The organism is Shewanella sp. 0m-8 (assembly GCF_052977265.1).
Map to the genome: position 1 here is coordinate 23900 of NZ_JBRIMB010000035.1, position 23555 is coordinate 47454.

Sequence of the window (23555 nt, forward strand, 5' to 3'; positions counted from 1 at the left end):
GCTGCTCGATTAGCAGATGATTAACAGACATAAAAAAGCGTGAGAGAACTTAAGTTCACTCACGCTTTTTATGGACGGTTTTTAATAGACGCTTGGTAATAGCTTTGGGGTTAGCTTAATTCAGATGCTAACCATTCGGCATCAGACTTAACCCAAGAATAGGTGAGTCTTGCCAAAGCTTGATAGAAGTTACCATGATCAACTTCGGTGACTTTAGCCACAAAGTTATTTAGCCAATTAGCTAAGTTGTCTTGAATAAAGCTGAGCTGAGCAGCGTCATCACTATGGGTACAAAGGTGAGCGACATAAGCCAAGATCACCGCAAGGTGATCGGCAGGCTCTGGAAACTCGCTTTGTACTTGTAGCTGACTCTGCTTCAAAAACTCACTCATCTGCTGATGCTGCTCACCAAAGAGCAGTGGCTCATCGCCTTTTCTTGCTGGCTTGTTGTCTAAATACAAGCTTGCGTAGGGCGATGCACTGAATTTAGTGCCAACTAAGAACAAGCCACAATAATCAGCAGCAAGTTCTAGTAGTGCCTTATCGGTGTTAAGCGTAGCAAGCTCTGCAACCAAGGTATTTACATCGGCTTTAAAGGCGCTTTCACTGCTCAGTTGTGCCCAGAAAATCTGCGCTTGCTCACTGGTTAAATCATGCAGTGTTTTATGATCAATTTCTTTCGCAAACAATGACGAAAGTAACTGATAAATAGTGCTTCGAACCTGATTAACTGGGTTAACCTCTATTGACTCTGCGTTTACAGCATCTGTACTCATAGTGCTATCTCAACCGGACCACTGAATGAACTGACTGCAGGTACTTTACCTTGATACTTTTCGTAGTCAACAAGGCAAGTATAAGCAGAACAAGCCTGTGCAAGCTTAGAGGTACCGATATCTAGTGTTAGGGTATTTGGATCGCCATAACTGTCTAGCGCGCCAATTTCTGCACCACCTTCTTTGCTACCATCTTTGCCAACCGGCCCATACCAAGCACCCTCTTGAATACGGATAACGCCTTCAGGGAACTTATCCGATACTACGGCACCGGCAATAAGCTGACCACGGTCGTTAAATACACGTACAATATCGCCAGATTTAATGCCGCGTTTCTTGGCATCTTCTGGGTTTAAGTATACTGGCTCACGCCCTTTAACTGTGTAGGTTTCACGGAACTCGGTTGATTCACACATTTGTGAATGCAAGCGTTTGTCAGGATGACAAGACTGCAACCAAATTGGGTGCTTCTTAGAACCTGGACCGCCATGACTACGTTCAACCTTTTCCATCCAAGTTGGGTGGCCTGGGCAGTCATCATATTTGTAATTAGCTATTTTACGGCTGTAGATCTCAATCAGGCCAGAAGGGGTACCTAATGGATTGATCTCTGGGTCGTCTCTAAATGCCTGATGGCGAACCCAAGGTTTACCTTCACCAAAGTTTACATAGCCAGCTTGCCAGAACTCTTCAAATGATGGCATTTCAAACTTGCCTTTATTCGCCGCTTTACAATCGTTGTATAGCATCTCTAGCCACTGATGCTCAGTCATGCCGCGAGTGTACTCTTGTGCTTTACCTTCGCCTAACAGTGCTGCAAATCGAGTGAATATTTCAAAATCTGACAGACTCTCGTATAGCGGCTCGACCATTTTCTGCATGGCAAGCAAGCCACGGTTAGCATAAGATCCGTAGACGTCGAGATCGTTACGTTCGAACGTGGTACAGGCTGGCAGCACGATATCAGAGAAACGACAAGCTGCAGTCCAGTTCATATCGATAGACACAATACACTCAAGCTTGAAGAAGGCTTCCTTCATGCGGTTACGGTCTTGGTGGTGGTTCCATGGGTTGTTACCAGAGAACACCATCATCTTAATGTCTGGGTAGGTGACCTTAGAGCCGTTTGCATCGATGGTTTTACCTGGTTCAAGAATTGAGTCAATCCAACGGGCAACAGGAATAACACTACTTGCACCTTTAAAGTCTGTGCTATCAAAAAGTTGCTTTTGGCCATCGTCAAGGTTACGTGGAAACGCACCTGGCGCCGCGGCACCTGAAGATGGAATACCAATACCTGAGTAATGGTGGCCATAGCTAATACCGCCGCCAGGCAAACCAATTTGGCCTATCATGGTCGCAAGTACCGCAGACATCCAGTATGGCTGCTCACCATGCTGCTGACGCTGTACACACCAACCCATCAAAATTTGAGTGCGGGCCTTGGTCATGACTTTTGCAAGATCACGGATAATCTCTGGAGAAACACCACAAATTTTTGATGCCCATTCAGGTGTTTTTTCAACACCATCAGTTTGGCCCTTTAGATAAGGTAAAAACTTGTCAAAGCCTAAGCTATAGCCTTCGATAAACTCATTATCGTGTAGGTTTTTTTCTACCATTTCATGGGCAATAGCCAGCATGAATGGCACGTCGGTTTGTGGGTTTATGTATAAATGCTCACAACCTAGGTATTTCTGTGTTTTGGAAACAACAGGGTCGATACTGATAACACGGATCTCGCCTTTAGCAACCTTCTCTTTTAACTGAGCAAGGTAGGCATATGATTCATGGGTTTCAGCATTCCAGCCAACCTGTAGGTTTTTGTATGGATCATTTGACCATAAAATAATCGTTTTAGAGTGTTCAAGGATCAGTGACCAAGAGGTACCTTGTGCATACACTTCGGTAGAGCCTAAGACGTAAGGCAAAATAGTTTGCCCTGCACCTGTTGAGTAGTCACCGACTTTTTTAACAAAATTACCGTGCATGGCGACTGCGCGCTGCATGTGGCTAGTACATGAGTGCAGCTGACCGGTTGCACGCCAACCTGTTTGTCCAGCGTGCAGTCCTGATGGACCATATTTTGTTTGAATAAGATCGAGTGAGTCTTTAAACAAGCCAAGTGCTTTGTCCCAGGTCACACGAACAAAGCGGAAGTCACCACGTTGTTTAGTGTCGCTTTGGTGACCTTTTAATAAAAAGTCTAAGCGAACCATTGGGTAGCGAATACGTGATTCGTTATAAACTAACCCTTTAATGCCGTTGATCATATCCGTTGGATACATATCGGTATCGAAAGGAATAACCTCAGAGATCACGCCATTTTTACGCTTCATCTTGAACGCACCCATGTGCGAACCTGTTGTAAGCCAGCCGTCACTTGCATCGGCACCTGATGCTGCTAACGCATTGAGAGGTGCAAGTACTGATGATCCGCTAAGTACGACATAAGATGTTCCTACTAAGCCTTTTAGAAAGTCTCTTCTGTTCATTGCATTATGTCCTATTAGTGAGCCGACTTATCGAAAGTTGATGAATGCTCTTGTAAATACTTCTGCACCAAAGCTTGCGTATCTTGATCCATGTTGACGAATGCGATCATGCCTTGGAACATGCCTGGCCAAGTATTTGCGTCAAAGTGGGCAGGTGCTGGTTGAGTGTGACATACACTACAGCTGGTATCGTATGTGCTACGAGCGTAATCCCATAGTGGCTGTAGATCAGATAATAAGTAGTCAGTATCTGTCCAAATGTCAGCTTCTACACGTTGCCAAATTAGGCCCGTCATAGGATCTTCTTTCTCTTCGAATGTCTTAATCACACCTTCTTCTAGCGCAGCATCTTTAGTGAGCTGAGCTGAAAGGATATTTAAGCCAAAGTCGTAATAGATCACGCGGCCAGCACCGATTTTCTTTCTCCAGCCGTCAATACCAATCTTGGCGCGAGTACCCACAACTTCAAGCACTTTGACCTTAGTTGCGATATTTAGCGTACCCGCTTCAACGTCAGTTTTATCGTTGAAGAATAGTGGCTTGGTTAGCGCAGTGAAGTAGCTTTGTCCTACTTGAAGACCGCTAATGCCACGACCGACTTCAGCAATCAATTCAGGTGCACGAGCTGTACCCATGTCAGGTAGCGTATGTGCAATACCCTTATGGCAGTCAACACAACTTTGGTCTGTCTCAGCAGCGCGCTTCATTTGCTTAACTGCAAGCTTAGACATGGTGTCCCACTTCATTGAATCGTAGTTATGACAGTTTTTACAGGCTGCAGACTTGTCACGGTCAAATCGTTTCCATTCGCGGCTCGCCATTTCGAGGCGTTTCGCATTGTACTTTTCAGGCGTATTGACCGTATTGAATAACCAGCCGTATACATCGTGAGAGGCTTCTAACTTACGGGCAATTTTACGGCCATAGTTATGTGGTACGTGGCAGTCTGGGCAGGTCGCACGCACGCCAGAATTGTTAGAAAAGTGCACCGTTTTTTTCAGTTCTTGGTATGGCATGCTTTCCATACTGTGGCAGCTGATACAAAAAGCTTCTGTGTTAGTTGCTTCAAGTGCAGTATTAAAGCCTCCCCAGAAGATAATACCCATTAGGAAAGCTGAAATACTTACAGTGCCTAAAGTCAGATATTTAGCCGGTTTAGTTAGTGTGCGCCAGATGTTAAGTAACCATCTCATAACGGCATCCTCTTAATAGAATTTAAAATAAGTTGTTGAAATTAGTGAGATGGAACGCCTGTAAGTGTCAAGGTTAGCCAGACAATTAAGCCGTATACGCTAACCAAGGTAACGCTTAGCGCAGGGAATAAAATAAAGATGATAAAGCCTAATGCTTTTAGCTCATCTTTTTTGCTACTAACTTGTTCTTTTGGGGGGCATTGCTCAGTCATGACCGTGTGCTCCAGCTAATCCATATATTTTGATAGGCTAAGTATAGATAGATATTGTGAATAGTGATGGAGAGATCAATGAATGAGATAAGACAACTTATGACAAATTATGAACAGATCTCCACCTAACTTTAAAATCAGAATCTAGAAATAAATCAAATGCTAAACAATATGGCGCTAAATGAGAATTGCACTAATGGCTAGTATTAGTGCAATTTCTGAAAGGAAGTGGCAGATAAGGTAAAGATGTGACTTATTGAGTGAGGATTATGTAGATAATAAAGCCAATCCAACTCAATGTGAGCAGTCCCCAAGGCAGGTACGGACTTGCTGCGCGATCTTCAATGTTACTGTGGTCATGATCTTGCTCACTGGCTTCACGCGCTTTACTTCTTAAGTCTTGTTTACGGGCTTTATCGCGCTCTCTTGCCTTACCCTTTTGCAATTTTTTATATTCGGCGATGCCTTTTTCAATCCCCTGGGCGATGAGTTTGGTTTGATCTTTGCTTTGCCCTGGCTTTTGAGTCGCTTTAGCCATTTTCATCGCTTCAGTTTTGCTTTCGGTTGAAATTGACGGTTTTGACATCGGTGCTTTTGATACCGGTGCTTTTGAGTTAGTACGCTTTGGGGTTGCTGTTGCCATAGATAAATGAATGCCTAGCTAAGAATACGCGCACTATATCAGCTCTATGGCTAGATGTGCAGTGCGCTATGTTTGATAACTTGTAGTCGCCAAGAGTGATTGCTGAAATGAATGATTACCAGTTCAAATTAGCTAAAGGAGTTGAACACAAACTTTGTGGCAAAGGTTTGTGTCAAGTCATCCTCGTTGAGCCCAAAGGTGTGATTAACACGGAGAGGCGAGTGGTTTAACCGCAGATAATGATATTTTGGTATAATTCGCTTAACTTAATTTATCTTAACTCTGTTAGGAATAAGGTTAATTTATTAAAGCCTGCTTAACTTACGAGCGGGTAAATTAGCAAGGAATTGAACGACTGCGGATGATAAAGGCTCTAGTGTGATCGTAGATAAAGTTATACGTAAAGGCATAAATGGTAATAAATACCGTCACACTTAAGTCCATAATAAACGCCTCAACAATGCCGATGTTTAATATGTATGCCATTACGGGCACAGTAAAAAACAGTAGGCCGACTTCAAACAAGCTGACATGAATAACGCGCACCTTCAATGGGCGCTTTTCTTTGTTGCCAGTGACAACCCGATCAAAACCCCAGTTAAATATAAAGTTCCAGATCATGGCGATAGTGGCAACACCTATCATCATTCCTGATAGTGACTTAACATCAAAATCGGTAAATATCGCTAAGCCGATAATTGAAAAACTGACGGCAAGTACTTCAAATAATACCGAATGAAACACGCGCTCTAAAATACTCATGACTAACCCAATAATTACATCTATAGTTGAATCGGCGATTATTACAGGAATGACGAATAGTCAAAGTTAACAGCTATCACGATTGGTGATAGTCTGTGGCTGGGGCAAGCCATTGGTGATGAGTATGTATAGTTTTGAACAGTTAAAGATTTTCGTCACCGTGTGTGAAACGGGATCGTTTTCGGCTGCGGCGCGTAAATTAAAGCGCGCGCAATCGGGGGTGAGTCAAGCGGTTGCCAACCTTGAGATTGCCATCAATCAAGAGCTGTTTAGTCGAGATAAGAATACCCCAAACTTAACGGATAACGGCAAAGCGTTACTGCCTATCGCTTATTCGATATTGCACCAACAGCAGTATTTTGAGCAAAAAATTGCGTCGTTAGCCAAAGAAGATGAGCATGAACTGGTGATAGCCGTTGATGAGAGCTTAATCAATGATGAGTTTTTAGCCATACTAGCGCCATTGGCAGATAAATATCCTATCACTCATTTTGAGATTATCACCGCAGCCACCTTTGATGTTGAACAACAAGTGCGCAGCGGGAAAGCGCAACTGGGGATTATCTATGCTGACGGTGAACTTAAGGTTGATATGGATTTTTTTGTGCTAGGCCAAGCGCGGTTTCTAACCATAGCATCTCCCCATCATGATTTGGCAAGGCTGCCGATTGTGCAAGATTCAGATCTTAAAGCGCAGCGTCAATGCGTGCATCGCAGCGCTAAGCAACAAGAGCTTTGGTTTAGCTATGCGATTAGCTCAATGGTGTGGTACGCCAATACCCACCAAACATTGGTGAAGCTGGTTGCACAAGGTGTTGGTTGGGCTGTGGTGCCAGAGCTGTTAGTCAGCGAGCATATAAAGCGCGGCGAAATAGTTGCGCTACCGGTTGCTCATGAATATAACGGCTGGCTAACAACTGTGGGGTGTTTGGTGTCTCGTAGCCATAGTTCAGGCCCCATTTTAGCCAGTTTGACTGGCTTATTGCAGCAGTACTTTTTTAATAATGAGCATTGGAAGCTGCGTCAATAGTCTACCACTTAGCCACTAGTAAATTAATGACTTAACGTTCTGCTATTGTTAGCGCGTCGAGGTTACGTCTCTCTCTATCCATCACCGATAACTCATGTTGCATAAGTTGTTGTAACTTACTCTCAGAGACAGGCGTTTTTGCGGCTACATAGTTAACGCTAAAGTTGGGGAGTAAGCTATTAAAAATAAGCTTGGCGCGGGGGAGGTGAAACTCAGAGGTGACCAAACACAGCTCGGTAAAGCCATATTTAGCAACAATTGGCATTGAGAATGTGGCATCTTCAAAGGTGAAGCGGCTTAGCACGATATCGGTAAAGGCCGTTTGGGGGACGCCGTGTTTGATTAAGTAGCGTTGGCAATATAGGGCATGGGGCGTCGTGGTTTGATTAAAGTGTTCACCAAATCCGCCTGTGAGTAACAGTCTACTATCCGGTCGCAGTTGATACGCCTCTAGTGCGCTTGGCAACGAGAGACGGCAATCTCTGACAAGTTACCTTGATTATCATTCGGCGAGCCTAAAACGATGATGACGCGATTCATTATTACGCACGTCTTTGATGAGGTTATCTTTGTCTTACAAAACTGCTTAGTACAAAGCAGTTTTGCATTAGGTCATCAATCCAGCATCCAGCTTTAACAGGCTTAACCTTAGGCGTGATGCTGATTAGCGAAACAACAATATACCAGCAAGCCATTATTACGCTCGTCTTTGATGAGGTTATCTTTGTCTTACGAAACTGTTTTGCACTAGGCAATCGATTAAACGCTCGGCTTTAACATGCTTAAATTTAAGTGGCGATGCGAGTTCGCCAAATAGCGGAACACCGCCGCCAAGTAGCACTGGAATGGTGGTGATAATCAGCTCATCAATTAAGTCTTCTTGTAAGAAGCCTTGAATGGTCTTACCGCCATCGATATAGAGATTGCTGTAGCCTTGAACATTTAGCTGATTCACGACGTGTTTGAGTGGGCCATTAACTAAAAAAACCTTACCTACCAACGCTTCTGGTAATTCAGTTAGCGTATTGCTGAGAACAAAAACAGGTTTAGAGTAAGGCCAGTCAATGCCAAAACTGAGCACGATTTCTAAAGTATTACGCCCCATTACCAGTGCATCAATGCGGGCCATAAAGTCACTAAAACCAAGATCTGAACCATCTGGATTAGGGATGTCGTGTAGCCAATCGACCTTACTGTCTTTGTCGGCAATAAAACCATCAAGGCTAGTCGCGATATAAACAATATTTGCCATAGTAAACTCTAAGTAAGGGCCAGCTGTTAATGTTTGGCTATTAACGGCGGCTGTTAACTGTATTGGGGAGATGTAGAGTGTACTTGAAGTGTTTTAAAAAGCGAATCATAGGACTCGTCAAAGTATTCTGATACAAATAAACATTGCCCGCCACTACGCGGGTTTTGTTATTCTGCTGTTGTTTTCATTTTAACTTTACTTAAAGTTAGGGATATATTTTTGAATCAAAAAGCTTCTTCAGCAGCCAAAGATGAGTCTCAATCATCGGCATCTATGGCCGGCAGCGTTCAATCACATGTTAGTCAGCGTGCGGTATTACCTTGGATTGGCGCTTTTCTAAAACCTTATCGCGCTAAAGTGATCACCGCGATTATCTTTTTGTTTATCGGCTCGCTCGCTTGGCTATCGCTGGGGCAAGGTGTGCGCCTTATGGTCGATGAAGGCTTTTTAAAAGATAACGGATCGCGCTTAAACGAGATCATTTTGTTGGTCATTGGCATTACAGCGCTCAGTAGTAGTGCCATTTTTTGTCGTTTCTATTTAATGACCTGGCTTGGCGAGCGTGTTAGCGCCGACATTCGTTTAAAAGTATATGACCATCTATTAAAACTCTCTCCGGGTTTTTACGCCAAACTCCGAACCGGTGAGGTGATCTCGCGATTTACTGCTGACTCAACACTATTGCAATCTGTCGTTGGTTCAAGCCTATCAATGGCGTTAAGAGCTAGTGTAACTGTGATTGGCGGTATCGTTATGATGGCAATCACCAGCTTCAAAATGACAGGTTTGGTATTGTTGGCTGTCCCTTTAGTGTTAGGGCCTATCTTCTTTTTTGGCCGAAAAGTGCGTGATTTATCGCGTAAAAGCCAAGACAAAGTGGGTGATTTAGGCGCCTATGTGGATGAAACTTTGCATGAGATCCACACGGTGCAGGCATATTCTCATGAAGATCAAGATAGAGCGCTGTTTACTCATCGTGTAGAAGCGGTGATGGATGCAGCAAAAGGGCGAATAAAATACCGCTCAATACTTATCTCGTTGGTGATGTTCTTAAGTATTCTCGCCATCGCGTTGGTAACTTGGGTCGGTGCCCACGATGTCATGAGTGGTGCAATTAGTGCGGGTGAGTTATCGGCCTTTATGTTTTATGCCGTGATGGTGGCAGGTTCAGTCGCAACCATTAGTGAAGTCATCGGCGAAATTCAACGTGCTGCAGGGGCCACCGAGCGTTTAATCGAGCTGATTGAAACCCCAATCGATATTCCGGTTATCACTGAGCCTCTGGAGCTGCCAACACCTGTTCGTGGCGAGCTTGAGCTCAAGCAGGTACGTTTTGCCTACAATAGTATGAGACTGGGTAGCACTGAGTTAGATGAAGAGGGCTTTGAAAGCGAGGTGATCCGCGGCTTGAATATTCATATCAAGCCTGGTGAGCGGGTTGCATTAGTCGGCGCTAGTGGTGCAGGTAAGAGTACCCTATTCGAACTGCTGCAGCGTTTTTATGTGTTAAATAGCGGCTCAATCGAATTAGATGGTGTCGATATCGCCAAGCTCACACCACAAACATTACGTCAGCAATATGCCTTAGTACCGCAAGAGTCGGTGATCTTTGCCACTAGTGTGCTTGAAAACGTGCGCTATGGCCGACTGGAGGCGAGTGAGGAAGAGGTGAGGCAAGCCTGTATTGCCGCAAGAGCCGATGAGTTTATTAGCGATTTTAGCGACGGTTATCAGACTTATCTTGGCGAGCGCGGCGTGCGCTTATCGGGCGGACAAAAGCAACGCATTGCAATTGCGAGGGCGATACTTGCCGACAGACCTATTCTGTTATTGGACGAAGCCACCAGTGCTCTCGATGCTGTCAGCGAGCAAAAGGTGAAGTTAGCACTCGATAGCTTGATGGTGGGCAAGACCACTTTGATCATCGCCCACCGTTTAGCGACGGTAATTAATGCGGATCGTATTTTAGTGTTAGATAAAGGCGTTGTTGTGGCAAGCGGCACGCATCAACAGTTGATGCAAAGCAGTGATCTTTATAGTGAGTTTGCGAGCCTGCAGCTACTGACTGACGATAGCCCGGCATAAGGCTATATCGCGAGGTGAGAAAGCTGGGCTGCCAATATGGAGCGGGCAAAAAAACACATTGGTAAATGAGTGGCTAGATAGAGTTGCTAAATAGAGTAGTGAAAAGAGTGAACTTAATATTGTTGTTAATCGTATGGATTACAAGGTTAATTTAAATTTTTAAGGGGAGTGGTATGCGCTTAGGGCTAATGTTGATATCGATACTGTTTTTATCCGCTTGTACTAGCTTGCCCAGTGGCATTGAGCCGGTTAAGCAATTTGAGTTGCCACGTTATTTGGGCACTTGGTATGAGATTGCACGGCTTGATCACAGCTTTGAGCGCGGCTTAAATCAGGTTACCGCCACCTATGAAATGAAAGATGATGGTGGAGTCAAAGTGATTAACCGTGGTTACTCACAAGCTGAGCAAACATGGGATGAGGCTGAAGGAAAGGCTTACTTTGTCGATAGTCCGAATGTAGGGCATCTCAAGGTATCTTTCTTCGGGCCATTTTATGGCGCTTATGTGGTGTATGAGCTAGATAATGGTGACGATAGTGAGGACTACCAATATGCATTTATCACTAGCTATAATCGTGACTACTTATGGTTTTTATCGCGCAGTCCCGTGGTGAGTGATGCGCTTAAGCAACAGTTTATCGATCAAGCTAAACAGTTGGGCTTTGCCACAGAGCAGATCATCTGGGTGAAGCAGAATAAAGTTGAGAGTTGAGAGTTGAGAGATAAAGTTAAGGTTGTGATTTAAGAGTTAAGAGTAATAAAAGGAGCCGTAGGCTCCTTTTATGATTTCATACCATGTCAGTAGTTTGATATGCCGCTGTGGGATAACCGCAGCATTACCTGCGTAGTTCGCGCCTTAAAATCTTGCCGACGGTGGATTTTGGCAGTGCAGCGACAAATTCTATCATTTTCGGCACCTTGTAAGCGGTGAGCTGTTCACGGCAATAGGCTTCGATAATTGACTTTGCTTGCTGTGTATCACTGTGAGGTTCGCTCAGTACGATAACCGCTTTGACTGCTTCGCCACTTCGCTCATCTTCAATTCCGATAACCGCACATTCAAGAATACTGTCGTGGTTTGATAGTACGTCTTCGACTTCATTTGGGTAAACATTAAAGCCTGAGACGATAATCATATCTTTCTTACGGTCGACAATTTTGTGGAAACCCTCTTCAGTAGCAATCGCGATATCACCGGTTTTAAAGTAGCCATCGGCAGTCATCACTTTGTCTGTTTCGCTCTGTTTGTTCCAGTAACCTAGCATGACCTGAGGTCCATAGACGGCAAGCTCACCGGTTTGACCAATGGGTACTTCATTGTCATCCATATCAAGGATCTTCACTTGAGTCGCAATAACGGGTTTACCTATGGTGCCCAGTTGCTCAAGTCCTGGTGAGTTAAGCGATACAACGGGTGATGTTTCCGATAGTCCGTAACCTTCAGAGATGGTGCAACCTGTGGTTTGCTCCCAGATTGTTGCCGCAGCTTGGGTCAGTGCAGTGCCGCCTGAAATGGTCACTTTTAGGTGGCTAAAATCTAGTGCTTTAAATTCCGGCTGATGGCATAGGCCAACAAACAAAGTATTAAGGCCGGCAAATCCCGTGAACGGATATTTTGATAGGGTCGATATTAACCCCGCAATATCACGCGGATTAGGGATCAGCACCGAGCAACCGCCACGCTCATAATAAAGCACTAGGTTTACCATAAAAGCGTAGATATGGTACACAGGCAGCGGCGCCACGAAAATCTCTTCGCCCTCGACGATACGGCTACCTAAGCGCGATTTAATCTGCATCGCATTAGCAATTAAATTACCATGAGTCAGCATGGCACCTTTCGACAATCCTGTAGTGCCACCGGTATATTGCAGTGCGGCAATTTGCCCGGAAACGCTGATCACTGCGGCATAGGTAAGTGTTTGTCCTTTTTCCAAGACATCACAAAAAGATACGGTCGCGAACGGTACTTCAGGTTGTGGCTGCGGCGCAATTAAGTCCATCGCATGGGTGGATATAACGGTTTCAATGCCGGTGTTTTCTACCACTTCAGTTAGCGTAGGTAACAAGTCAGACAGCACGACTAAGGCTTTAGCACCCGAGTCATTAAATTGATGAATAAGCTCTCTTTGGGTGTACAAAGGGTTGGTATTGACCAGCACCATTTCGGCTTTGATGGCGCCATAAGCTGCAATAACAAACTGAGTAATATTGGGCAGCTGGATGGCAATTCTATCGCCTTGCACAAGATTAGTTTCTTGCTGTAGATAAGCGGCAAACTGACGTGAATAGCGATTAATTTCGTTGAAGCTGGTTTCTTTGCCTAGGCACGAATATGCGACTTTATCACCGTAGCGGGCACTGGCAAGTTCGATCAGATCGATAAGAGAGGCGTAACGCGATAGGTCTAGTGTGGTGTCTGAATCGTATGCCATTTAAATACCCTTTAGCTTGTTGGATGACTATTTAGGTTACTATTTTGATCACTATGTTCGATCAAGTTCGTTCTGATTCGTTGTCCGTTCTGATGTTCATTCTGATGTTCGATATTGTGAAAATTCAAAATCAAACAGGTGTTTAGATTAGTGCTATCTATACCGAAAGGTCAATGGCATTAGTACAAAAGAGTTGCAAACGAGTTGAAATAAATTGTTTCCTTACTGTCGCCAGTATGTGCTGCTTATCTGACTGTTAAGTTTAGACTTTTTGCTCTAAAACGGAGCAGGGTAAAACGAAGCCGGATAAAGCAGAGCCGGAAGAGCCGGGAAAGCGTGGGCGGGGGTAACCGTGTCTGCTATCGCATTAGTGTAGGTCGGGATTTATCCCGTCAAAGAGGTTGGAAAGGGTGGTAAAGATTGGGTTTGTGCTTTGTCTTTATGCTTTTTCTAGCAGGACGAAGTCCGTCCTAGAAGCGCTGCGCTCTCGAAGCGTTGCGCTCTAGAACTAGAACTTTAAATCGGTGCGAAGAAGCTCGATTGCTGCGAGATCTGACCATGATTGTGTTGCTCGGCAATGGTAAAGGTGATCTCATTTTGGCGACTTGCTAGCTGTTCTGGCTCAGCAACCACTGTAATCGGGTAGTCTAATTGTTCTCCGGGCTTGATCTTCAGATCCACTTCACCAATTAATCGATAGCCATTATTGCCAGAGACATAGATGCGGTAAAGTCGAGTTTGTTGGGTTTTATTGCGGATCTTAAGCGTGAAGCTGTTCTCAATCTTGTCATCTAGCGTTTCACGGTACAGGTTTTGTCTATCGCGAATAACGTTGAATTCAATATTATTACGGTTATAAATATCCACAGCAATAACTGTCATCATCACAATGGCTGCGATGCCGTAACCAATAAACTTATAGGACTCGTAAAAGGGTTCTGCTTTGCCTACCAGTGCATTTTCGCTGCTGTAGCTGATGAGGTTAGGCTGATAGCCAAATTTATTCATGGTTTGATTACAGGCATCGACACAGGCGCCGCAGTTAATGCATTCATACTGCAGACCATTACGAATATCAATCCCGGTGGGGCAAACCTCGACGCATAAGTTACAGTCGACACAATCCCCTAAATCAGGCACCCCTAAATCAGAATCCGTTAAATAGGCGCCATTTAGGCGTAAATTAGCGTTATCCATTTTCGGTTTACGCTTACGTGGTCCACGGCTTTCACCTCGCGCTGCATGGTAAGTCACCGTTTTAGTATTAGCATCAAACATCACAGACTGAAAACGTGAATAAGGGCAACAATGTAAGCACATCTGCTCGCGCATCCAGCCTGCATTTAAGTAAGTGCAGATAGCAAAGAACCACACCCAAGTGGCGACCCAAAAGCTGGCGTTAAAGCTAAAAATATTCAGATAGAGTTCACGGGCTGGCACGAAATAAGCGATAAACCCGCAGCCAGTAAGCAGTGCAATAGCGCCCCAGATAGAGTGTTTTAGCAGGCGTTTTTTGAGTTTGTTAGCATTCCAAGGCGCCTTATCTAGGGCAACCCGCTTATTACGGTTACCTTCGATACGGGTTTCAATCCAGACATACATAAAAGTCCAAGCGGTTTGTGGGCAAAGGTAGCCACACCAGACTCGGCCCCAAAATACAGTGATAAAAAACAGTAAAAATGCCGCCGCAATAAACACCCAGGCTAAAATGGTAAAATCTTGAGGCCATAACGTGGTGCCGAAAAAGATAAATTGCTGCTGATCCAAATCAAATAAAATCGCCTGCCGGCCTTGGTAAGAGATGAAGGGCAACAGGAAGAATAACGCAACCAGTAAGCTATTCATTGTTGTTCTAATTCTCTGGTAATCCCCTTTCTGCTCGCGAATATGGATCTTATTTTGGCTCTGCGTCGGGCTTGGCAGGACGTGTACAGGGATCCGCTGTTCTCTGTGGACGCGATTGGCGTTCTCTATCGTATTATTAGCGTTATTGTTAAGCATTGGACTTCTCTACTATGTGCATTTATTACAATGCAGTCATTGTTCACAGCGGTTGTTTTATTCGCTGCGCCTTAGTAGTGATATAGCAAGCATTAGGCCAAAAAGTAATTTTAGTAAGGTTATGTTTTTATTGGTTAAAGTCTGGAGTCTGAATGCCTTGGTACACGATATATCGCGTTATGACGATATATCGTGTACTACTGCGCGTACTCATAGGATTGAAGCGGTAACAAGCGCTAATTAAACGGGGCGAGTAATTACTAACTTGTTCATTCGAGAGCGCAATGTGCTTGGTGGAAGACCTAGCATGGCAGCGGCGCCATTGGCACCAGATATACGCCATTGAGTTTGCTTAAGAACGCTGAGAATATGCTGCTTCTCAACTTGTTGCAGCGTTTGGTTACTCACCATGGCATCGATTGCATTATCTGGCTGGTGGGGGGCTGGTAATTGTGCAAATTCCAGTATGGGGCCATGAGATAAAATCATCTCTCGCTCAAGAACGTTCTGTAACTCCCGCACATTACCCGGCCAGCGGTGCAGCATTAACTTTTTCATGCCTCTTTGGCTTACCCGATCTACCTTCTTACCTAATTTGCGGTTTAAGTCTTGAATAAGGTGGCTGACTAATGCGGGAATATCACCTAGTCGCTGCCTTAATGGTGGCACGGCAATTGGAAAAACATTGAGGCGATAATAAAGATCCATCCTAAATAGACCTTGTTCTACACGCTTGAGCAGGTCGTGATGCGTCGCAGTTATCAAACGGATATCAACCTTAATCGTTTGGCTACTACCGACACGTTCAAACTCTTGCTCTTGGATCACTCGAAGTAACTTAGATTGGGCTTCTAAGCTGAGTTCTGCCACTTCATCGAGAAACAGAGTGCCTTGGTGGGCCAGCTCAAATCGCCCCTTACGACGGCTTGTGGCACCGGTATAGGCGCCTTTTTCATGGCCAAAAAGTTCGCTTTCTAATAATCCACTTGAAAACGCGGCGCAGTTAACACTGATTAAGGGTTTATCGGCGCGATTACTCAGTCGATGTAAATTACGTGCGACCAGCTCTTTACCTGTACCGTTTTCACCGCTAATAAGTACCGTGCTTTCAGTGTTGGAAACCAGTTTAATTTGTTGGATCAGCTGGATAATCGCCTGGCTGCTCCCTGAAATTTCTACATCACCAGTACGGTCGGCAAGCTCGAGCTGTAGGTATTGATTTTCGAATGAGAGCTTTTCTGACAAGGCTTGAACCTGCTCAAGTGCTTGCCTTAATGAACGCTCAGTTTGTTTTTGAATACTGATATCACGAAATATCGCTACCACGCCGATAAGCACTCTCTCTTTATAGACTGGCGTTGAGGTGTAGTGCACAGGGAAGCTAGAGCCGTCTTTGCGCCAGAACACTTCGTGGCTGATCTCGCGGGCAATACCATCTTTTAGGGTGTTGTAAATGGGGCAGTCATCTTTATGATAATTGCTGCCGTCACTATGGCTATGATGATGGCAATCATGGATATTTGTGCCAAGAAGCTCATCGGCGTTCCAGCCTGTCATTCGCTCTGCTGCAGGGTTAATAAATACCGCATTACCGACTAAATCAAAACCATAAATCCCTTCGCTAACGGCGTTCAAGATAAGTTGGTTTTCAGGAAGAAAGCCATCGTGAGTGGTTGTATCTTCAAGGTTAATCGCAGACATTTTTGCCCTGTATTCTCAGCAGTTAATCAGTAAAGTATACGCTAAAAGAACAAGGTCACGAAATAACGTGACCTTAGTAGTGATATCTTTAACCAAACGGTTAAAAGGGCTGGCTAGGCTACTAGCCTTTGGCTTTTTGCAAGCCGTGCAGCACCGACTCCATAGTGAGTTGGCTTGGTAGCACTATGCCACTGGGGGCACCTGGGCCGTAGATTTTATTATAAGGTGTACCGCCTCGGCCCTGTGTCTGCATGTAGTTTTCTACCACAACATTGGGCTCGGTCCAGTCACCCTGCATGAGAATAATCTTATTCTCAGATAAGGCATTAACTATCTTCTCTCTATGGGTGACACCAATTTTGTTGGCGTAGCAGATATTGCACCAGTCGGCGGTGATGTCCACAAACACGGTATAACCGTCGTCGACCAGTGGCTGAATTTGCGCTGGGGTTAAGGTTTGCCAGTTAAGCTTTTTATAGGCGTCATAATCTTCGCCGTAATGAAGAAAAGCAAATACGCCACCCACGCACACTGCCATAAAACCCATTACCACAATCACGCCATTAGGAATGACTCTACCCTTAATTTTAAGGGTAATAAGTGATGCGATAATGATACAAATCAGCGTGAAAAAAATCAGAATTGAAACTGAGATGCTGGTCATGAATACTCCATGTAATTAGGTCAATAACGACTCGACTGACATGAGTCTCATCGGGTTTTAAACGGATAGATTAAGACATATTGCATCAATTTGATGAAAATTACCTGAGTACGACAGATATTTATTGGCATCAGCTTAATTAGCCATAAGCGAGGTTGTCGATGCTGGTTGTGACCAATAGAGGTTGATGATGTATATTGTGGCGATTAAAGGCCTTATTTAATGCTCAAGGCTGCTTTTTAAGATTGAGCGCCCAGGTTGAGTGCCTAGGTAGGGAATCGAGGTTATTTCAAGGGTAAAAAAAGAAGAGTAATGAAAAGAGCAATCATAAGAACAATGATAAGAGTATTAACAGAGGGGAAAAAATGAGTATTAGCACTTGGCTAGGCTTATTGGCAATTTGCTGTTTGGGCGCGATGTCTCCAGGGCCAAGCTTGGCGATGGTGGTTAGGCATACCTTAGGCGGTGGCAGGGGCAAAGGGATTATCTGTGCGTGGGCGCATTCTATCGGCATTGGTGTGTATGCCTTGCTGACCTTGCTTGGGTTAGCTGTCCTGCTTAAGCAAGCCCCTATGGTGTTTAACGGCATTGCAATTATAGGTGCGCTGTATCTTGCCTATATGGGGATTCAAGCATTGCGCTCTAAAGGCGGTATGTCAGAAAAACTCGCGGCAGGTAAGTCAACCGGAGCCATCACCGCGGCGCGCGATGGCCTGGCTATTTCGTTGTTTAATCCTAAAATCATGCTATTTTTCTTAGCGTTATTTAGTCAGTTTGTGATGGTGGCAGATAACATGACGGGCAAAGCGCTTATCGTATTAACGCCCCTGGTTGTTGATGGTTTGTGGTACACCCTTATCGCCTTGCTGCTGTCCCACTCTGCAGTGTTACCCAAGCTCAGAGAAAAAGCTGCGCTGATTGATAAGCTGTCTGGTGTGGTACTTATTTTACTGGCTGTGCGAGTACTGGTGACGATATAAACTGATCGGCTATAAATACAAAAACGCCATCGAATCGATGGCGTTTTTTGTTTAGCGTTGAATACACTAGTCACTAATTTTAATTAGCGTAGCTTAAGAGTTAAATACCTGTACGGCATCATCTTTAGCTGGTTCTGGCTCACGCGATTGGACAGGGTTCTTGATATGATCTTCAAGGTTGTCCTTTAGCATGGCTTTATATTCATCTGTAAACCATTCAAGAGCATTGTCTTTTTCTGCAGCAAGATCTGATGATTTAAGCGCTGCTTCAAATGCGTTAAAGCGAGAGGCTGCGAAACGCATAGCCGTACCGACTTTACCTACATCTTGCTCTTTACCCGCGAGTTCGTTTGCCAATGCAATGAATTGATCGGCTAGTTCAAAAATTGTGGTTTCTTTTTTAGCTTCTGACATCTTGCTTTTGCTCTTCTTTACCTAGGATAGTAGTTCGATTCTATCTTAAATTAGCCGTTAATAAATCATTGTTATTAACTATTGGGATCTGAATCGGTAATAACGCTGCCATTACGGGAGTCGTAATAGATAGACATAGTTTGATCTGGAAGGTGAAGGTAACGGCATTGATCTGGATTAATATAGGTCGCTAAGTATTCAGCATCTGGTGTGGTTGCAGAGTTTGACACTTGCGGCGCGTCTTGCAAAACTGTGCGCCACACCGACATGCAATCAGCAACGTTGTTTAGCCTTGAGCTTGACTCAAATGGCGGATAGTTCTGCGCTGGAAAGCCCCACTGGTTGATATCGAGCTGGCCATTACTGCCATTACCAAAAACTTGCAGGTTATCTACTGGTCCAGTCGCGCCTTTAGAGGCCCATTTGACGTTAGCTAAGCTAATGCCGCCTTTAAACGCCCCGCCAGTGGCTTTTACACTGGCAATTTCAGCATCTTGCTTTAGGTTGATAAACTTAGATGCCGCGACAACAGCCAAAATCGCCAAAACGATGATAACGACAATCATCTCAATGAGAGTAAAGCCCGAAGATGTTGTGTTTCTAGTCATGAATCAATCCGTAATTTTAGTGTGTTGCTTTATCCAAAGCAGGCACTATTTATACTAGCTGCTGGGGTCCGAGTCCACCACTACGCTGCCGTTATTCGAATTGTAGGTAATTGATAGATTGGTATTATCGCTGTAGTCATAAGTACATACACCTAATGCCACATAACGAGCCTTGTAGTCAGTTTCGTCAGCAGAACCCGACTTTGAAACCGTCGGTTCACTGTTTTGAAATAGCACTTGCCATACTGATATACAGTCTTCTACGTTATCTAACTGAGGCGAGGCTTCATCGGCGGTGTAATAATGCTGCGCAGGCCAGCCGTTAGCATTAAAGTCGACGTGGTTATCATCAGAGTCACCAAATACTGGCAGGTTTTCAGCGGGGCCGTCACCGTTCTTAACCGCCCAAACCGCTCTTGCTAAATCGATCCCTGACTTAAAGGCGCCGCCAGTCGCTTTAACATGTGATACCTGTGCATCTTCCGATAGGCTTAAAAACTTAGGGGCTGCGACAACGGCAAGAATGCCCAGGATAATAATCACCACGACCAGTTCTATCAGAGTAAAACCAGACTGTTGCTTTGATGAGTGGGCTCTAAAGTACATCGTTTAGCGATCCAAGGAAAAATGAACGGCTATCTTAACACTGACAATTTTTAATACCAATGATTAAAGGTTGGCCATTATCGAGAGCCTTGAGTGGTTAAGTGGCAGTCTTGTTGGTTTTTATCGGGTTATTTTATCGGGTGGGGGCTCTATTGTTGGCAGATAGTGCTGTTGGCTTGGTGCTCGCTTCAATGATTTTATCAAGCATGATTGCAAGGCCGCAGCTGACCTTTTAAGCTTAGGGAAATTCACATCAAGGTTCTGTCATGACGTCGCATTCTAGCTGGTCCTCTTTTATCGAAGAGCAACAGCAACAAGGTTATTTTCAATCAGTACAGCAGTTTGTCGAAGCTGAGCGCGCGGCAGGTAAAGTCATCTTTCCGCCTGAACATGAAGTGCTTGCCGCCTTTGATGCTACACCGCTAGACAAGGTGCGAGTCGTGCTTATCGGGCAGGATCCTTACCATGGCCCCAATCAGGCTCATGGTTTGTGTTTCTCAGTGAAAAAAGGCGTAAAAACACCGCCATCACTGGTTAACATGTACAAAGAACTCGTTACCGATATTGACGGATTTACTATCCCAGATCACGGTAATCTAACGCGTTGGGCAGAACAGGGAATACTGATGTTAAATACGGTATTAACTGTAGAACAGGGTAAAGCCCACTCCCATGCTAAATCGGGTTGGGAAACATTTACCGCCAATGTACTTACACTGCTAAACGAGCAGTCTCAGCCTATTATCTTCGTACTGTGGGGCGCCCACGCGATGAAAAAGGGAAAAGGCATTAACGCAATCCAGCATCAAGTGATTTCAGGGCCGCACCCATCGCCATTGTCTGCTTATCGTGGCTTTTTTGGTTGCCAGCATTTTTCAAAAATCAATCAGCTGTTACAAGCAAGGGGCGAAAAACAGATAGATTGGCAGGTCTAAGTGGCATGCCGTAACGCGCAAAAAAGAGCGTATAACGCTCTTTTTTGTTCAGTCGGCGCAGATTGACCACTGCTAGCGTAAACGGATCTTTAACCCACCAAAAAATAAAGCCCAAATCCAAGGCAAGTTAGGCAAATACCTAAGTTGATAGTTTTGGGCCAAGGTAATACTTTTTCGAGCAAGACTAAGATCGATAGCGCTAAAATCCAGCCGATATGCATCACGCCAACGACTAACAATAACGCCATTAACAGCCAGCAGCAGCCAACACAATATTGCCCATGCTTCATCCCCATCTTGACCGCTCCAAGCTTACCTTCTTGCCACTGTGACATTAAAAAGTTGAGTGGTAAGCGGCAGTAATGTAAACATTGCTGCTTGAAGGGGGTGACTTGATACAGGCCAATCATAATCAACAATATCCCGCTGGCGATATCATTGCTGCTTTGCATCATAGCCGTCATTAGTGCGAGGCGATGTAGTTGCCATTGAACAAGGGTGATACCAAGGCTGTATAAGCACCATAACAACAGATAGCCCAGAATAAACAGATTGGTTGAGACAAACTCTGCCGACCTGTGCTGACGAGTGCGGCTGATTTTGGCAAACAGTAAAATCATCGGTGTGGCAGAGGGCATCATCATGCCGACCATCATTACGGCCCACATGGTAAACACCATGGTTAGTTCATAAATATGCCAGTGCGGTGACATCACCATTGTCATGTCAAAGAGCATGTAATACCAACTGAGACCCGTAAGCAGGATAATACTGGCCCAAGTGATAGGAGAGTGTAATTGTCTTGTGAGTGACTGGGCGCTTATCATCTGACTTGAGGCCCTATTTGAGTCACGCGCCAGATCATTGGCATAGCTTATCCATTAGGCCACTGCACATTGGCCCTCGCGGCAAACTTACCCGCATGATTAAAACTCAGCGCGTCATGTTTAAGCCACATACTGTCAGTGGTCCCTATTCGGCCATCACTCCAGATAAAACCGCCATCAGGAAAGGTAATGTGTACGTGTTGTTCATCGCCTGTTACAGGGTTCATCAGTGGCTTTTGCTGGACTTGCATAACCCCTTTTACATCGAAAGAGGCATTTTTTTCACTGGTGTCCATATTAATATCAACAACAATGGGGCCAACTAGCGTGGTAAAGGTCGCGGCTAAGGCTTCTAATGGCATTCCGCCCGCTGCGCCGGTAAATATTGTGGCTAACGCAGTGACTTGCTCTTTACTGGCATTCGAGTCGATAAACAAGATGCAGGTACCATTACCCTCATGGATTGCAGCAGGCCATCTTATCGCTAACACAAGCTTTAAATCGTCGAGTTTAACTTCATCGTAATGGCCTTGATTGACCTTGAAACCGAGTAATGCCTCGCAGGAACCAAAGTCGGGAAAACCGGCAAACTGACAACCGCAACCGTGATTACAATTGCAGGTTTCAATCTGGTGCATGTTTAATGACCAGTTATTTTCAGCGCTCATAATGGCTGTCCAAAATAACGAAAGGTGCTGTTAAGTATAGTCTCGCCGAGTTGTGGAATTTGAGGGGCAATAGAGCAAAGTGTGGTGGAATATGTTGAGTGACAAAGTGAGGATTTTAAGCTGTTGTTTTCACAACAGCGACGAGTAAAACATATAGCCAAAAGGGTTAAGCAGCCAGTTATCAGCAATAATTAGTCTAATGACAGAGATGGCTAAAATTGATAATTGTGGCTAGGAGTGAAAATAAACGGTAATGCTACGTCCCAGTGTTCACAGGGGAGGGCGTCGACCAACTGGCAATCATGGGCATAGCCTATGGGTAACGGCTTACCCTTGCGCTGCCAATTAGCGAGAGTCCTATCATAGTAGCCGCCGCCCATGCCCATTCTGTTGCCTTGCAGATCGAAAGCGACAAGCGGGGTGATCACCACATCGAGCTGATGCGCCAGCAGCATCTGAGTAATATCAAGTTTTGGTTCCCAAATACCTAAGTGACTTTGTTGTAATTCTGAGTCTGGCTCATAGCGAAAAAACAGCAAATTGCCAGCGCTGAAGGGGTGTAACCGTGGTAAATAAACCTTGATGCCTTGTTGCCAAAGCGCCTCGATTAACGGTTTAGTATCGAGCTCACCGTCATTGCTAAGATAAAGAGCCACACTGTTTGGCCTGTAGTTTTCAAGCTGTGATATTGCCCTACTTGCCGCGGTTATAGAGTCATCTTTTTGCTGCTTTTCAGATAATGAACGGCGCGCCTCACGTACAAGCGAACGAATCGCCTTACGGGATGCTTGTGTATCGACGTTGCTAGAGGATAGCTCTGGTTTTGACAGCATAAAAAAGACTCCATTCAATGAGCGATGAAGTTTATCACAAAGAAAATAAGGTACTAGGTAAAGCAGGATCTAGGTGAAAGCAAAGACGGTTCAAGCAGAGACGGTTCAAGCTAAGGCGGTTTAAGCTGAGATGGTACAAGCTAAGGCGGTTCAAGCTAAGGCGGTTTAAGCTGAGACGGTTCAAGCTAAGACGGTTCAAGCTGAGACGGTTAAAGCTGAGACGGTTCAAGCTGAGACGGTACAAGCTGAGACGGTTCAAGCTGAGACGGTACAAGCTGAGACGGTACAAGCTGAGACGGTTAAAGCTGAGACGGTACAAGCTAAGACGGTTTAAAGCCGACAAAAGCGCTAGAGAAAAGCAGATTTATTATTGAGTTTGAAGACAGACTTGTGAAACATATTAACTAAAACTGCAGTTACACAGAATCTGTTAC

At 44.8% G+C, this 23555-nt stretch carries 23 protein-coding genes; 5 read left to right on the plus strand and 18 right to left on the minus strand.

The window, feature by feature from the left end:
- Positions 1 to 110: 110 nt before the first annotated feature.
- The 6 genes from torD to ACVBIO_RS15310 form a co-directional block, all read right to left on the minus strand.
- On the minus strand, positions 111 to 776 hold the full coding sequence (gene torD / locus ACVBIO_RS15285; protein ID WP_447159535.1) for a molecular chaperone TorD: 666 nt from the start codon (positions 774 to 776) through the stop codon (positions 111 to 113).
- Positions 773 to 3271, minus strand: coding sequence for a trimethylamine-N-oxide reductase TorA (gene torA, locus ACVBIO_RS15290; protein ID WP_447159536.1), 2499 nt, complete (start codon positions 3269 to 3271; stop codon positions 773 to 775). The genes torD and torA overlap by 4 nt, the downstream gene beginning before the upstream one ends.
- A gap of 14 nt (positions 3272 to 3285) precedes the next feature.
- Positions 3286 to 4464: a pentaheme c-type cytochrome TorC gene (gene torC / locus ACVBIO_RS15295; RefSeq protein WP_447159537.1), complete on the minus strand. Its 1179-nt coding sequence runs from the start codon at positions 4462 to 4464 to the stop codon at positions 3286 to 3288.
- A 41-nt stretch (positions 4465 to 4505) separates the two neighbouring features.
- Positions 4506 to 4676, minus strand: coding sequence for a periplasmic nitrate reductase, NapE protein (locus ACVBIO_RS15300; protein WP_447159538.1), 171 nt, complete (start codon positions 4674 to 4676; stop codon positions 4506 to 4508).
- Positions 4677 to 4929: 253 nt separating this feature from the next.
- Positions 4930 to 5262, minus strand: a complete 333-nt coding sequence (locus ACVBIO_RS15305; RefSeq protein WP_447172948.1) for a DUF2956 domain-containing protein — start codon at positions 5260 to 5262, stop codon at positions 4930 to 4932.
- Between the two features lie 393 nt (positions 5263 to 5655).
- Positions 5656 to 6081 carry a PACE efflux transporter gene (locus tag ACVBIO_RS15310; protein WP_447172939.1) on the minus strand — a complete coding sequence of 142 codons (426 nt, stop codon included), beginning with the start codon at positions 6079 to 6081 and terminating at the stop codon, positions 5656 to 5658.
- A gap of 124 nt (positions 6082 to 6205) precedes the next feature.
- Between ACVBIO_RS15310 and ACVBIO_RS15315 the strand changes: the two genes are divergently transcribed.
- Positions 6206 to 7111, plus strand: a complete 906-nt coding sequence (locus tag ACVBIO_RS15315; RefSeq protein WP_447172940.1) for a LysR family transcriptional regulator — start codon at positions 6206 to 6208, stop codon at positions 7109 to 7111.
- A 31-nt stretch (positions 7112 to 7142) separates the two neighbouring features.
- Here ACVBIO_RS15315 and ACVBIO_RS15320 read toward each other — a convergent pair whose 3' ends face one another.
- Both ACVBIO_RS15320 and ACVBIO_RS15325 read right to left on the minus strand, forming a co-directional pair.
- Positions 7143 to 7577 carry a YdcF family protein gene (locus ACVBIO_RS15320; protein WP_447172941.1) on the minus strand — a complete coding sequence of 145 codons (435 nt, stop codon included), beginning with the start codon at positions 7575 to 7577 and terminating at the stop codon, positions 7143 to 7145.
- Between the two features lie 252 nt (positions 7578 to 7829).
- On the minus strand, positions 7830 to 8363 hold the full coding sequence (locus ACVBIO_RS15325; RefSeq protein ID WP_447172942.1) for a dihydrofolate reductase family protein: 534 nt from the start codon (positions 8361 to 8363) through the stop codon (positions 7830 to 7832).
- A 273-nt stretch (positions 8364 to 8636) separates the two neighbouring features.
- On the opposite strand from ACVBIO_RS15325, the gene ACVBIO_RS15330 reads away from it, so the two are divergent.
- Positions 8637 to 10448: an ABC transporter transmembrane domain-containing protein gene (locus ACVBIO_RS15330; RefSeq protein ID WP_447172949.1), complete on the plus strand. Its 1812-nt coding sequence runs from the start codon at positions 8637 to 8639 to the stop codon at positions 10446 to 10448.
- A 173-nt stretch (positions 10449 to 10621) separates the two neighbouring features.
- Positions 10622 to 11161 carry a lipocalin family protein gene (locus ACVBIO_RS15335; protein WP_447172943.1) on the plus strand — a complete coding sequence of 180 codons (540 nt, stop codon included), beginning with the start codon at positions 10622 to 10624 and terminating at the stop codon, positions 11159 to 11161.
- Between the two features lie 124 nt (positions 11162 to 11285).
- Here ACVBIO_RS15335 and ACVBIO_RS15340 read toward each other — a convergent pair whose 3' ends face one another.
- The 4 genes from ACVBIO_RS15340 to ACVBIO_RS15355 form a co-directional block, all read right to left on the minus strand.
- Positions 11286 to 12884 carry an AMP-binding protein gene (locus tag ACVBIO_RS15340; RefSeq protein ID WP_447172944.1) on the minus strand — a complete coding sequence of 533 codons (1599 nt, stop codon included), beginning with the start codon at positions 12882 to 12884 and terminating at the stop codon, positions 11286 to 11288.
- Positions 12885 to 13400: 516 nt separating this feature from the next.
- On the minus strand, positions 13401 to 14885 hold the full coding sequence (gene ccoG, locus ACVBIO_RS15345; protein ID WP_447162917.1) for a cytochrome c oxidase accessory protein CcoG: 1485 nt from the start codon (positions 14883 to 14885) through the stop codon (positions 13401 to 13403).
- Positions 14886 to 15125: 240 nt separating this feature from the next.
- Positions 15126 to 16586 (minus strand): sigma-54 interaction domain-containing protein, encoded by a 1461-nt coding sequence (locus ACVBIO_RS15350; protein WP_447172945.1) that lies wholly within the window; start codon positions 16584 to 16586, stop codon positions 15126 to 15128.
- Between the two features lie 121 nt (positions 16587 to 16707).
- Complete coding sequence (locus tag ACVBIO_RS15355; RefSeq protein WP_447159557.1) at positions 16708 to 17250, minus strand: thioredoxin family protein; 543 nt, start codon at positions 17248 to 17250, stop codon at positions 16708 to 16710.
- Positions 17251 to 17615: 365 nt separating this feature from the next.
- Between ACVBIO_RS15355 and ACVBIO_RS15360 the strand changes: the two genes are divergently transcribed.
- Positions 17616 to 18230, plus strand: coding sequence for a LysE family translocator (locus ACVBIO_RS15360; RefSeq protein ID WP_447159558.1), 615 nt, complete (start codon positions 17616 to 17618; stop codon positions 18228 to 18230).
- 93 nt (positions 18231 to 18323) lie between these two features.
- On the opposite strand, the gene ACVBIO_RS15365 is transcribed toward ACVBIO_RS15360, so the two are convergent.
- The 3 genes from ACVBIO_RS15365 to ACVBIO_RS15375 all read right to left on the minus strand — a co-directional run bounded on the left by ACVBIO_RS15365 (position 18324) and on the right by ACVBIO_RS15375 (position 19858).
- On the minus strand, positions 18324 to 18644 hold the full coding sequence (locus ACVBIO_RS15365; RefSeq protein WP_439267540.1) for a DUF3144 domain-containing protein: 321 nt from the start codon (positions 18642 to 18644) through the stop codon (positions 18324 to 18326).
- A gap of 74 nt (positions 18645 to 18718) precedes the next feature.
- On the minus strand, positions 18719 to 19252 hold the full coding sequence (locus tag ACVBIO_RS15370) for a type II secretion system protein (protein WP_447168989.1): 534 nt from the start codon (positions 19250 to 19252) through the stop codon (positions 18719 to 18721).
- A gap of 54 nt (positions 19253 to 19306) precedes the next feature.
- The gene (locus tag ACVBIO_RS15375; protein ID WP_447159560.1) at positions 19307 to 19858 is read right to left on the minus strand and encodes a type II secretion system protein; all 552 of its coding nucleotides are present in this window, start codon (positions 19856 to 19858) and stop codon (positions 19307 to 19309) included.
- 266 nt (positions 19859 to 20124) lie between these two features.
- On the opposite strand from ACVBIO_RS15375, the gene ung reads away from it, so the two are divergent.
- A complete protein-coding gene (ung, locus tag ACVBIO_RS15380; RefSeq protein WP_447159561.1) occupies positions 20125 to 20793 on the plus strand; it encodes a uracil-DNA glycosylase in 669 nt (222 codons plus the stop codon).
- Positions 20794 to 20882: 89 nt separating this feature from the next.
- On the opposite strand, the gene ACVBIO_RS15385 is transcribed toward ung, so the two are convergent.
- The 3 genes from ACVBIO_RS15385 to ACVBIO_RS15395 form a co-directional block, all read right to left on the minus strand.
- Positions 20883 to 21620 carry a DUF2182 domain-containing protein gene (locus ACVBIO_RS15385; protein ID WP_447172946.1) on the minus strand — a complete coding sequence of 246 codons (738 nt, stop codon included), beginning with the start codon at positions 21618 to 21620 and terminating at the stop codon, positions 20883 to 20885.
- Between the two features lie 47 nt (positions 21621 to 21667).
- Positions 21668 to 22288: a DUF1326 domain-containing protein gene (locus ACVBIO_RS15390; protein ID WP_447159563.1), complete on the minus strand. Its 621-nt coding sequence runs from the start codon at positions 22286 to 22288 to the stop codon at positions 21668 to 21670.
- 212 nt (positions 22289 to 22500) lie between these two features.
- Positions 22501 to 23121 (minus strand): 5-formyltetrahydrofolate cyclo-ligase, encoded by a 621-nt coding sequence (locus ACVBIO_RS15395; protein WP_447172947.1) that lies wholly within the window; start codon positions 23119 to 23121, stop codon positions 22501 to 22503.
- Between the last annotated feature and the right edge of the window lie 434 nt (positions 23122 to 23555).

Bases quoted from the DNA above. Each gene is read 5' to 3' on its own strand.
- ACVBIO_RS15355 (WP_447159557.1), bottom strand. From the start codon at position 17,250: ATGACCAGCATCTCAGTTTCAATTCTGATTTTTTTCACGCTGATTTGT.
- ACVBIO_RS15390 (WP_447159563.1), bottom strand. From the start codon at position 22,288: ATGAGCGCTGAAAATAACTGGTCATTAAACATGCACCAGATTGAAACC.
- ACVBIO_RS15305 (WP_447172948.1), bottom strand. From the start codon at position 5,262: ATGTCAAAACCGTCAATTTCAACCGAAAGCAAAACTGAAGCGATGAAA.
- torC (WP_447159537.1), bottom strand. From the start codon at position 4,464: ATGAGATGGTTACTTAACATCTGGCGCACACTAACTAAACCGGCTAAA.
- ACVBIO_RS15360 (WP_447159558.1), top strand. From the start codon at position 17,616: ATGAGTATTAGCACTTGGCTAGGCTTATTGGCAATTTGCTGTTTGGGC.
- ACVBIO_RS15310 (WP_447172939.1), bottom strand. From the start codon at position 6,081: ATGAGTATTTTAGAGCGCGTGTTTCATTCGGTATTATTTGAAGTACTT.
- ACVBIO_RS15340 (WP_447172944.1), bottom strand. From the start codon at position 12,884: ATGGCATACGATTCAGACACCACACTAGACCTATCGCGTTACGCCTCT.
- torA (WP_447159536.1), bottom strand. From the start codon at position 3,271: ATGAACAGAAGAGACTTTCTAAAAGGCTTAGTAGGAACATCTTATGTC.
- ACVBIO_RS15330 (WP_447172949.1), top strand. From the start codon at position 8,637: ATGGCCGGCAGCGTTCAATCACATGTTAGTCAGCGTGCGGTATTACCT.
- ACVBIO_RS15315 (WP_447172940.1), top strand. From the start codon at position 6,206: ATGTATAGTTTTGAACAGTTAAAGATTTTCGTCACCGTGTGTGAAACG.
- ACVBIO_RS15375 (WP_447159560.1), bottom strand. From the start codon at position 19,858: ATGTACTTTAGAGCCCACTCATCAAAGCAACAGTCTGGTTTTACTCTG.
- ccoG (WP_447162917.1), bottom strand. From the start codon at position 14,885: ATGCTTAACAATAACGCTAATAATACGATAGAGAACGCCAATCGCGTC.
- ung (WP_447159561.1), top strand. From the start codon at position 20,125: ATGACGTCGCATTCTAGCTGGTCCTCTTTTATCGAAGAGCAACAGCAA.
- ACVBIO_RS15350 (WP_447172945.1), bottom strand. From the start codon at position 16,586: ATGTCTGCGATTAACCTTGAAGATACAACCACTCACGATGGCTTTCTT.
- ACVBIO_RS15335 (WP_447172943.1), top strand. From the start codon at position 10,622: ATGCGCTTAGGGCTAATGTTGATATCGATACTGTTTTTATCCGCTTGT.
- ACVBIO_RS15365 (WP_439267540.1), bottom strand. From the start codon at position 18,644: ATGTCAGAAGCTAAAAAAGAAACCACAATTTTTGAACTAGCCGATCAA.
- ACVBIO_RS15385 (WP_447172946.1), bottom strand. From the start codon at position 21,620: ATGATAAGCGCCCAGTCACTCACAAGACAATTACACTCTCCTATCACT.
- ACVBIO_RS15370 (WP_447168989.1), bottom strand. From the start codon at position 19,252: ATGACTAGAAACACAACATCTTCGGGCTTTACTCTCATTGAGATGATT.
- ACVBIO_RS15395 (WP_447172947.1), bottom strand. From the start codon at position 23,121: ATGCTGTCAAAACCAGAGCTATCCTCTAGCAACGTCGATACACAAGCA.
- ACVBIO_RS15300 (WP_447159538.1), bottom strand. From the start codon at position 4,676: ATGACTGAGCAATGCCCCCCAAAAGAACAAGTTAGTAGCAAAAAAGAT.
- torD (WP_447159535.1), bottom strand. From the start codon at position 776: ATGAGTACAGATGCTGTAAACGCAGAGTCAATAGAGGTTAACCCAGTT.
- ACVBIO_RS15325 (WP_447172942.1), bottom strand. From the start codon at position 8,363: ATGGCAAATATTGTTTATATCGCGACTAGCCTTGATGGTTTTATTGCC.